We start from the raw sequence: 7706 nt of genomic DNA on the forward strand, positions 1-7706 counted from the left end.
ACTTTATCCATGTTTACCCCATGTTAATTGACTTTGCGCAAAGAAGGCCTTAGATTCAGCGAAACGTTTCGCTAAACGTTTCGCCGTGAACTCGGCACCACTGAGTTTTCAGACCCAGGAAGAGACAGGAGACAGACATGAACAGTTTGACGAAGCCGCTGTGCACAACGCGCCCTGTGCGTGCACGCCGTCGTGTGATCGGTGCGGCAATGGGCGCGCTTATGCTCTCGGCGCTGGCCGCACCCTCAGCGTATGCGGACAAGGACCACCCTGTTGTTGCCCTGTTGCCAGGGGTGGTTGATCCGTTCTATTTCACGATGTACCACGGCGCTCAGAAAGCGGCGGCGGAAGACGGCGCCCAGGTGCTGTTCCAGTTGCCAAAGAGCTGGAACACGACGGAGCAGGTGCCGATTCTCAAGGCGTTTATCGCCAAACGCCCTGACGCCATCCTGATTTCTCCCGTGGACGCGCAGCAGCTAATCGAGCCGCTGACGGAGGCAAAGAACGCCGGAATCAAGGTTATCACTGTGGATACCTACATCGGCACCGGCCGTTATCAGACCGGCAGCGGAAACGCGGATTTTCCGCTTTCGTTCATAGCATCGGACAACGAAGAAGGCGGCCGCATCGCAGCGCGGACGCTGGCGAAGTCTATCGGCGAAAAGGGCGTTGTATTCTGCGAAAGCCTGAAGCCCGGTGTGTCAAGTACCGATGCGCGGGTGAAGGGCTTCCAGGAGGAAATGAAGAAGTATCCGAACATCAAGGCTCTGCCAACGTTATACAGCGAAGACGACGCGAATAAGGCGGTATCGGACGTGTCCGGGGTTCTCGCGCGAGAGCCGGATCTTTCCGGCGTGTTCGCATCCAACACGTTTTCCGGCAAAGGTGTGTCGGAGGCAATTCACATGGCCGGGAAGAGCGGCAAGGTCAAAGTGATCGTCTTCGACGCCGTCCCGGGTATCGACAAGGACCTGAGAAGCGGCCTCGTTGACTACGCAATCGCGCAACGGCCGGCCGACATGGGCTATTACGGTGTCAAGTATGCGGTGGACGCCATCCGTGGCAAGCCGATTCCCAAGGACAAAAGCACGGGCTTTGTCGTAATGGACAAGACGAACATCGACGACGCCAACGTCAAGCAATTCATCTACTCCAACTGATTTGCACCGGCGACGGCTCAAAACCGTCGTCCGGTCTTTGCACAGACTTATCTGGAGCCATTGCGATGCAAAAGTCCACTTCACTTTCCGGCCTTCCCCCCACAACCAGCACGTCGTGGGCTAACAGGGGGCTCGATTACAGAGAGCTTGTCGGCCGCTTCTGGCCCTGGCTTTTCCTCGCAGTGCTCTGTCTCTTCTTCGAGATCTGGTCCCAAACCGCCCAGCACAAATCGTTTCTCTTTAATGCGTACAACGTACAGTCGATCGCCCTTGCCTCGAGCGCACCAATGCTTCTGGCAATAGGACAGACATTTGTTATCGTCACGGCCGGAATCGATCTGTCAGTCGGATTCGTAATGGGCCTCGCCGCAGTGTGCGCGGCGCAGTTCACATTGCTCGGCGGGGCATCGCCTTGGGCGCTTTGCCTTTCAGTGCCGCTGACTATTGCGGTATCGGTCATTCCCGGGGCGATCAACGGGATCCTGGTCGCGCGTTATCGCGTGCCTCCGTTTATCGGAACGCTGGGCATGTATGGCATCGCTCGCGGTGCCGGCTTTCTCGCGGCAGGCAGCGGCATGACCGTGTCGGTCGACAATGCGGGTCTCCAATGGCTCGGCTCAGGATGGAACCCCGTGATTCTCACGGTTGTGCTGCTGGCTGTCATGCACTTCATCCTGTCGCGCACCCGCTTTGGCCAATATACCTATGCCGTCGGTGGCAACGAGCAGTCTACCGCCCGGGCGGGCATCAATGTGCGTCGGCACAAGATCGTGATTTATATGCTCGCTGCTGCGTTCGCTGCGATTGGGGGCATCGTTTACACGGCGAGATTTTCGGCCGGTTCGGCTACAGCCGGGGAACCGATGCTGCTTAATTCAATCGCCGCTGTTGTGATCGGAGGCGCTAGCCTGTTTGGTGGTACCGGCAATCTGATTGGCACGTTAATTGGCGCTCTCATCATCGCCGTTATCGAGTTTGGACTCGTCTTCATTAACGTCGACGCATTCTGGCAATTCATTGCGGTCGGCGTTGTAATTATCGTGTCGGTGTTGATCGACCAGTACAAGGAACGTCTCGGAGTCCAATCATGATCCAACCGCTACTTGAAGTACGCAACGTCTCCATTCGCTTCGGCGGCGTAGAGGCGCTCAGGAAAGTTTCGATGAATGTGTACCCGGGAGAGGTTGTCGCATTGTGCGGCGACAACGGTGCAGGCAAGTCGACGTTGATCAAGATCATCTCGGGCGTTTATCAGCCCACCGAGGGCGAGGTGATCTTCGATGGAGAACCTCTTAACATGCGTGACCCGCACGACGCACGCGCCAAAGGGATCGAAACGATCTACCAGGATCTTGCACTTGCTGACAATCTCGACGTCGGCAGCAACATCTTTCTGGGACGTGAGCCGGTGAACCGTCGGTTCGGTGTGAGCACCATCGACCGCCCGCGTATGGCTGGCGTCGCACGCGAGGTGCTGGACCAACTCGACATTGTCATTCCGGAAAAAAAGATCCACGGTCCGGTCAAGATGCTCTCCGGCGGCCAGCGTCAGGCTATCGCAATCGGACGCGCTATTTATTGGAACGCCCGCGTGCTGATCATGGACGAGCCCACGGCCGCCTTGGGTGTACCCGAACAGCGAAAGGTGATGGAGCTGATCCTTGGGCTGAAGAAAAAAGGCGTCTCGGTCATTTTAATCTCGCACAACCTGCTTGACATTTTTAGTGTGTCGGATCGGATCTTCGTGCTTCGGCGCGGCGAGGCGGTGGGAGAAAAGCGGGTAACTGAAACCGATGGCGAATCGGTGGTGAAGATGATGGTCGGCGACGAGTACGCCGCTACGAAGGCTGCAGCCTAAGCACGACAAAAGTGCGCCCCCGAGAGACCGCCTTTCGGGTACGCAAGCGAAACACGGAGAACAGTCAATGCAACGAATGGGAATGGTCATTCACGTCAAGCCCGAGAAGATCGACGAATACAAGGCGCTGCACGCAGTTCCATGGCCAGCGATTGTCGAGCGGCTCCAGCGCTCCAATATCACCAATTACTCGATATTTCTTAAGGAGCCGGAAAATCTTCTTTTCGGATACTGGGAATACGTCGGGACAGACTTCGAGGCGGATATGGCTGCGATTGCAGCCGATGCCGAGACACAACGGTGGTGGAAATTGACAGACCCATGCCAGATCCCCTTTGTGTCGCGAAACAACGGGGAGCACTGGGCAACGATGGAAAACGTATTTCACATTGACTAGTAGCTCGAAGCTGCAGAATCGCCGTAGGCACGAAACAAAATTGTGCATCCGATATGTCGGTACGGGTAGCGTCGCTTCGGCGTCCTGCAGCAGTCACGCAAGCCTCTCCGTAGTCACCATTGTGCACCTGCCTGTTCGCTACCGGCGACCGTAGCAAAAGTCGAAAGCTGCTTTACTGAACGTCGCTTTCCGGTTCTATACGGGACCGTCGGAGCGGGCCGCCCAGTGGCTCTTGTGGGTCGTGAGTACGCGTTCGCCCGCAGAGAGTGCGACATTCGCAAACGTCGACATGCGAAAGTCGGGAATGGGACTGAGAGCTGCCTTGCAAACGCCGGCAGCCGAACGTCGGGTATGGCCGACTTGCCGTCCTCCCGGATTACCGCCGGCTGCCCGACCGCTCAGCTAGCCGTCCGCTGAAATGCCGCTTCGTCGCCGGCGGAGGGTGGGTTGGCGGGGCTATGTGCCCATTCCGAGACGGGCTCTTCGAGCACGTTATGGTTCGGGCTTTCCCCGCATCGACGGACGCCACCCAGCTGAGCAGGCAGGAGCAGCGCTGGCGCTCTCGCGCATAGGTACAGGCCGCAGCGGCCGCCGATTCTCCTTTCCAGCTAAGAAGTGCTAAAGATAGTGCCGCGTTCCCGAGAATCAAAACCGATTCGTTGGTGTACGCAACTAACGGTCAGGCCCTCGCAGCGGCCGGCTTGGCTCCGCCACAACAGCATTGCCCAAAAAAGGGCCGCCGGCCAGATTATTCATGCTTCGAGAAGCCTGCCCGATTCACCCGCGCTGTTCAGGGGCGCTCGAAGTCATCGGGTGTCAGTTCCAGGCGTACGCACGGATGCGCAAGTAGCTTCCGTTCGGCGATCGCGCGGATGCGGCTGTACCCGTCCCGGAAAATCCTCAGGATCCGGGCGTCCCCGGCCCGCGGCTCAAGCCAGAAATGGGCCTCCAGCGCTGCAATCGTGACGATGCATTCGACGGTGGTGTTTCCGCGGACGAGCCAGAACGACACACCCTGTCGATTTGCCAGAATCTGCGGCTCGAATTCAGGTTTTTCCATGGCTCGTTCCGGGCGTCATCTCGTAGGCGAGTGAGCAGGCTGTCGATCGCTCCGATGATGCCAGCGATGGTCGCCGGCATGGGGCCACTGGCTGCCTGACATCACTAAAGTGGGCGGAGGATTGCGCGCTCCGCTTGCCGGTTTGTACCAGCGATCGAACCGTCATCAGGAAACGGTCAACCACCGTGCCGGTCGGTCATGCAGGTTGTCGCGCTCACTTCCGGGTCGTAAACGCCTCACTGATCTGCCGCGCGCGCTTAACCTCGTCACTGTGCAGGTAGATCGAGGTGGTCGATACCGAGGCGTGCCGCAGGTTGTCGCGCACCGTGGTAAGTTCGGCGCCGTGACCGAGCGCGTAGGTAGCGTGGGTGTGCCGCAACCAGTGGGGGCTGGCGCGGCGCAGCTTCTCCGCGAGCGGTGGGTGATCGGTTTCGATGGCACTGGCGGCAAGGACGAGAAAGCGCTCAAGCACGCTCCACAGGCGCACGCTGCTGATGGCCGCACTACTGTCCGCGTCCAGGCTGCCGATGACCGGTGTGTCCGGCCGCCAGCGCGCCGTAGAAGTCGGCAGCTGGCGCCCGGCCAGATAGCGGGTTAGTGCGTCCCACGCGAGCGGCGGCAGCGCCACCCGCGCGACCTTGCCGCCTTTGCCGGTGACCCGCAGCCAGTGCTCGCCGCGTGCGTCCGTCTCGACGTGGCCGAGCGTCGCGCCGACCAGCTCACTCGCGCGCAAACCCGTCGCAAAGCCGAAATCGAGCAGGAACCGTAAGCGCTGCGCGGCCGGAACCGTCCAGCCGTGAGACCATTCCAGCCCCTCGGCCATCGTACGCACCAGCGCCCATTCCCCGTCGGTAAAGGCGCGCGACGCATCGAGCGTCGATGCCGTCTTGCCGCCGCGCACCTTGATGCCGGCAAACGGATTGGCCAGCACGTAGCGCTGTTCGACCAGCCAGCGGAACAGGGCGCCGAGAATTGACAGCGCGTGCGCGACCGAGCGCGCCGAGAGGGTGCCGTTAAACGGCCGCCAGTCCGGTGACGTGCGGGGGCGCACCGGGCCGATCCAGCGTCCCCGCGGCGCCGGATGGCGCAGGAACGTCCGGTACGCAATCGCGTCTTCGGTCGTGAGCGACGACAGCGCGCGGCCGCGTTCGACGATGGCCCAGAGGATCAGCCGCTCGGCTTCCTTGCGGTAGGTCCGTTGCGTGGCGGGCGACTCGTGCAGGGACAGCCACGTCTGCACGGCCTCGTAGTCGTTGGACGCGTCGAGCGTGCAGGTGGCGGGCGGTGCGCGGAACGTGCCGGCGGAGCCGTCGACCTCGTGCGGCAATTTGAGGGTTTCCCACGGCACGATGTCGCCGCGCTGGCTCGCGACCACCAGCCCACGCGCCCTGTCCGTGAGCGCGGGCCAGGCGGCGAAGAACGCCTCGATCGAACGGGCGCTCGCCGTGCCGAGCCCCGGCACGGCCTTCCACCACTGGCGCCGGCGCGGAATGCGCACGGTGAGATCGGCGAGCGTCGTGATGCCGTACGCGTGCAGTACGCGCACCGCGCGCGGGGAAAACCACTGCGCGATGTCGTCGGCGATCTGCGGTTCCCGCGGGCGTGCGGTGCGCAAAGCGTCGATCGCCAGCGCGGCACCTTTCGCATGCTGTTGACGTCCTGCCGCCGGATGAGTGAGGAGTGCGACAAGGTCGTGGCGATGGGCCGCACGCGCGATGTCCACCAGCCTGCGCCGGATGCGCCCGAGGACGCCGCGCGCCGATTTCCCGTCACCGAGTGCGGAGGGCAGGTAACGCGCCACGGCCTGCCGCACGGACACGCCGGCGTACCACGCGCGGAGCACGGCAAGCTCGTCGGCACCGGGAAAACCGGATGCAGAGGATTCAGCGTCAGCAGCAGGCGCGCAGGGCAGGGTGAGGCGCGTTTTCATGAATGCAAGTTTAGCGCATGAACAGACGCCTTAGGATAAGAAAACTTATCGTAATAGATGCATTGTGAATTCCATTTCGGAGAAAAGCCGGTACCAATACCCCGACCGTATTCCTCTTCGCAACTGAAGATGGCACGATTTCCGCTTGGGCAGGTGGGTGAATCCGGCGAACAACGCCGTGATCGCGGTCGATAACTCGTCCAATCCCTCCGCCGCCAACGGGGCTGTCTACAAGGGGCTGGTGTTCGGAGTGAATGCGCAAGGCGGATTCCTGTTTGCGACGAACTTCCGTTCGGGTCGGATCGATGTATTCGGGCCGAACGGTTCAGACGGCCTGTTCACGCCCGCGACGACCGACGGTGGCTTCGCCGACCCGAACACCCCAGCCGGCTATGCCCCGTTTTGGTATCGCGAACATCGATGGGGATCTTTTCGTCACCTACGCGAAGCAGGACAAACAGAAGCACGACGACGATGCAGCCCGCGGTCGTGGATTCGTCGACGTATTCGATACCGACGGCCACCTGCTGCGTCGCTTTGCAAGCTGAGGGACGCTCGACTCGCCGTGGGGTATCACGCGCGCATCGTTTGCGTTCGGCCGCTTCAGCGGCAAGATTCTCGTTGGCAACTTCGGCGATGGTCGAATCAATGTCTTCGACAATGACGGCTCGTTCGTCGATCAGTTGGAGAATGAGTTCGGCAATCCACTGGCTATCGACGGTCTGTGGACTCTGACGCTCGGTGGCGGGCGCAATTCGAGTCCAGACACGCTGTATTTCTCGGCAGGTCCTTAACAAGGAGACAAATGGACTCTTCGGGATCATCGCTCCAGTAAGCGGCTCCAGGGAACGAGCGTCCGGGCAGCACGGACAATAACCGGCAGCGCGCCCCTGGACAACTCCAGAAGCGCGATGTCGCTGACCCATTGACGATATCGATTCAGGTTCGAGACGAAGGACCTCACCTCAGCCGGTCGCGGAACTCGCCAGACGTGACCGGCTGTTCATTGTTCCGTGGTGCCTGAAGGCCAGAATGACTCGTGGTACGGCAATTCCCGTCCTTCCACACTGAGCTTTACCCACAAGTCTGGTTATCAACTGGATCGAACGGTGTAAACTTGAGTCATTCTGTCGATGCAGCGGCAGCGGCAGCGGATAGGCGATCAGGGACCGTGACAGCGGCACTGGACACGCAAAACGTGCCACCTGTCCCGCACAACATGCCATCCGATGACGGCGCCACCACCATGCCACTGGCTGTGAATAATGGTGGTGAGTATTGAGAGAATGGGGTATGGCAGG

General features: G+C 60.6%; 6 protein-coding genes and 1 pseudogene. 5 read left to right on the forward strand and 2 right to left on the reverse strand.

What is annotated here, in order from left to right:
• The first annotated feature begins 137 nt into the window (after window positions 1–137).
• The 4 genes from OKW38_RS06805 (at window position 138) to OKW38_RS06820 (ending at window position 3415) form a co-directional block, all read left to right on the forward strand.
• Window positions 138–1160 carry an ABC transporter substrate-binding protein gene (locus OKW38_RS06805; RefSeq protein ID WP_429360635.1) on the forward strand — a complete coding sequence of 341 codons (1023 nt, stop codon included), beginning with the start codon at window positions 138–140 and terminating at the stop codon, window positions 1158–1160.
• A gap of 65 nt (window positions 1161–1225) precedes the next feature.
• The gene (locus OKW38_RS06810) at window positions 1226–2251 is read left to right on the forward strand and encodes an ABC transporter permease subunit (RefSeq protein WP_429360636.1); all 1026 of its coding nucleotides are present in this window, start codon (window positions 1226–1228) and stop codon (window positions 2249–2251) included.
• The gene (locus OKW38_RS06815; RefSeq protein WP_429360638.1) at window positions 2248–3018 is read left to right on the forward strand and encodes an ATP-binding cassette domain-containing protein; all 771 of its coding nucleotides are present in this window, start codon (window positions 2248–2250) and stop codon (window positions 3016–3018) included. The genes OKW38_RS06810 and OKW38_RS06815 overlap by 4 nt, the downstream gene beginning before the upstream one ends.
• 67 nt (window positions 3019–3085) lie before the next feature.
• The gene (locus OKW38_RS06820) at window positions 3086–3415 is read left to right on the forward strand and encodes an L-rhamnose mutarotase (protein ID WP_429360640.1); all 330 of its coding nucleotides are present in this window, start codon (window positions 3086–3088) and stop codon (window positions 3413–3415) included.
• 790 nt (window positions 3416–4205) lie between these two features.
• Here OKW38_RS06820 and OKW38_RS06825 read toward each other — a convergent pair.
• The gene (locus OKW38_RS06825) at window positions 4206–4475 is read right to left on the reverse strand and encodes a DUF1488 family protein (RefSeq protein WP_018420601.1); all 270 of its coding nucleotides are present in this window, start codon (window positions 4473–4475) and stop codon (window positions 4206–4208) included.
• Between the two features lie 214 nt (window positions 4476–4689).
• Window positions 4690–6405 carry a phage integrase family protein gene (locus tag OKW38_RS06830; RefSeq protein ID WP_429360642.1) on the reverse strand — a complete coding sequence of 572 codons (1716 nt, stop codon included), beginning with the start codon at window positions 6403–6405 and terminating at the stop codon, window positions 4690–4692.
• A gap of 107 nt (window positions 6406–6512) precedes the next feature.
• On the opposite strand from OKW38_RS06830, the pseudogene OKW38_RS06835 reads away from it, so the two are divergent.
• Window positions 6513–7281, forward strand: a pseudogene (locus OKW38_RS06835) (TIGR03118 family protein); the annotation flags it as partial.
• Between the last annotated feature and the right edge of the window lie 425 nt (window positions 7282–7706).

It is taken from the genome of Paraburkholderia sp. MM5496-R1 (assembly GCF_050436205.1).
GTDB lineage: Bacteria > Pseudomonadota > Gammaproteobacteria > Burkholderiales > Burkholderiaceae > Paraburkholderia > Paraburkholderia tuberum.

Coding starts and splice junctions, on each gene's coding strand:
- OKW38_RS06805 (WP_429360635.1), top strand. CDS start 138: ATGAACAGTTTGACGAAGCCGCTGTGCACAACGCGCCCTGTGCGTGCA.
- OKW38_RS06810 (WP_429360636.1), top strand. CDS start 1,226: ATGCAAAAGTCCACTTCACTTTCCGGCCTTCCCCCCACAACCAGCACG.
- OKW38_RS06815 (WP_429360638.1), top strand. CDS start 2,248: ATGATCCAACCGCTACTTGAAGTACGCAACGTCTCCATTCGCTTCGGC.
- OKW38_RS06820 (WP_429360640.1), top strand. CDS start 3,086: ATGCAACGAATGGGAATGGTCATTCACGTCAAGCCCGAGAAGATCGAC.
- OKW38_RS06825 (WP_018420601.1), bottom strand. CDS start 4,475: ATGGAAAAACCTGAATTCGAGCCGCAGATTCTGGCAAATCGACAGGGT.
- OKW38_RS06830 (WP_429360642.1), bottom strand. CDS start 6,405: ATGAAAACGCGCCTCACCCTGCCCTGCGCGCCTGCTGCTGACGCTGAA.